We start from the raw sequence: 2,054 nt of genomic DNA, 5'->3' as shown, positions 1-2,054 counted from the left end.
TGGCAATTCTTTCCCTATAGGTATTGCTAATCGCATCGATTTAATCCTGGATATCCCAGCGTCAGGTGGGGTTTTTCCTATCAAAGCTCTAGCTGAAGGAACTGATAAGCAAACAGGTTTAATCCTCAAGGCTGGTGATGTTAAAGTACCTCAACTTTCCACGAATTCCGGTAAAAAATGGGGCGAGTGGATTACTATACTTTAGAAAAAAATTAAAAGGAATGAACTCACTACCAAATAAAAAAATTGATAAACATCTACATTATGTACTTGGCGGTAAAATGCAAGGATATATCTGGACTATAAACAATCAAAGCTGGCCCCATATTACTCCTGGCATAATTAATTTTGGTGACAGAGTAGAAATGACCTTCGAAAATAAAACATCAATGTCTCATCCTATGCATTTTCATGGACATGTGTTTCAAGTCACTGAAATCAATGGCCAGCCATTTAAAGGAGCAATGAGGGATACAATCTTGGTACAGCCTTTTTCTACTGTGAAAGTCGAATTCGATGCTTTAAACCCTGGGGTATGGGTTAATCATTGTCACAACCTTTATCATTTAAATGCCGGAATGTTGACAACAATAGAATATGAACATTATCCGAAGCCAGATTTTTATTTAAAAGCAATTGGGCAAGAGCAAAGTAAACAGTGAGATTAAATGACCATGGCAATTCTACTTTCAATCCAACTAAGCAATGAAAATAATTTATGAAGTTTCAACAGGCACTAGTGTCCCTGTTTTTGTTCTTTGAAAGTTATCTTGTTGAGGCTTTCCAGGTTACTAAAAATTTTTCAGCTGATTTCATGTCTTCTGGTGCTTTACAATGTCAAGATGATAATCTCAGCTCAACGCTTTGTCGTGGAGGCCTGGTTCTACAACCGCAACTATCTTATACCCCAATAGAAAATACCACTTTGAGTGCAACTCTAGGATTTGCGTCAGGAAATGCACTAAATAATATTACCCCTTTTCTATTGCAGCCATGGAATGCAGATTTAGAAGATGTAGTTCGTCATATTAATGGGCGTAATCGAAGTTTTATATTAACAGCCTACTCTTCACATGAAATACAGTTCAACCCCAAAAACTCACTTGCAATTACCGCAGGTATTATTGATTCATCCAGTTATCTAAATACGAATGTCTATGCAAATGATGAATATAGTCAATTTATGAGCGGTCCCTTATCTTTTGGACAAAACTTTATCGTACCATCCTATGATTATGGGACAGTTTTTCAGTGGGGCGTGGGCCAATTTTTATTAACTGGTGTTTATATGAATGTTGGTAAAACTACAACTGACACCATTAATTTTAACTTTTACGCCTCTCAATTGCTTTACAAAGCAGATACTAAGTTCGGAACAGGCAATTATAGATTTATGATAGATACGACAGATAAAAAATTCCCCGATGTCAACAATAGAAACACCACCAGGAGAACGGCTATGTTCTCGTTTGATCAAGAACTGGGAAAAATTTGGGGGGCATGGCTGCGCTTTGGTTGGCAAAGCACAAATTTAATGACAAACTTCTCTCAAATATACTCAGGAGGCCTAAACATAAGGGGACATTTATGGCGAAGAGAGAAAGATAATATTGGAATAGGCATAGCGTATTTATCTGGTAATAGTATTGAAAATATAAGTTATGCTTATATCATAGAATCGTATTATCGTTTTGAAGTGAACAATTTTTTAGCATTATCGCCTGATATTCAGTACCAAAAAATTCATTTCTAATGAACAGAAATGATTTGAATGGATTTTTCTTGGTCTAAGAATTACAGCTACTGTTTAAAGACCAGCGGATGGAATTAATTAGAAATTAAAACAAAAATTGATATTAAAACAATCTCATGGAATAAGGTCATACCCAAAGCTATGGGGAATAAAAACAGTACACTTGTATATAGAAACCTCGGTTCTAGATGAATGATTCCATCTAAATTAAATTTAAGATAAGAGAAACATACAAAAGCTCCAGAGTATTTTCTAAAGAAATAAATCTCAATTTAATACCGATTTTCATCTTACCATTTGC

General features: G+C 35.2%; 2 protein-coding genes and 1 pseudogene. All 3 read left to right on the top strand.

Annotation, left to right across the window (positions count from 1 at the left end; all coding sequences use genetic code 11):
- Positions 1-205, top strand: a pseudogene (locus BN58_RS33615) (hypothetical protein); the annotation flags it as partial.
- Positions 206-221: 16 nt separating this feature from the next.
- Positions 222-662, top strand: a complete 441-nt coding sequence (locus BN58_RS23695) for a multicopper oxidase domain-containing protein (RefSeq protein ID WP_026069379.1) — start codon at positions 222-224, stop codon at positions 660-662.
- Positions 663-718: 56 nt separating this feature from the next.
- Positions 719-1,753 carry a carbohydrate porin gene (locus tag BN58_RS23690; protein WP_019216555.1) on the top strand — a complete coding sequence of 345 codons (1,035 nt, stop codon included), beginning with the start codon at positions 719-721 and terminating at the stop codon, positions 1,751-1,753.
- The last annotated feature ends 301 nt before the right edge of the window (positions 1,754-2,054 follow it).

Source organism: Legionella tunisiensis (assembly GCF_000308315.1).
GTDB classification, from domain to species: Bacteria; Pseudomonadota; Gammaproteobacteria; order Legionellales; family Legionellaceae; genus Tatlockia; species Tatlockia tunisiensis.
This window is presented reverse-complemented; position numbering and strand designations above follow the sequence as displayed.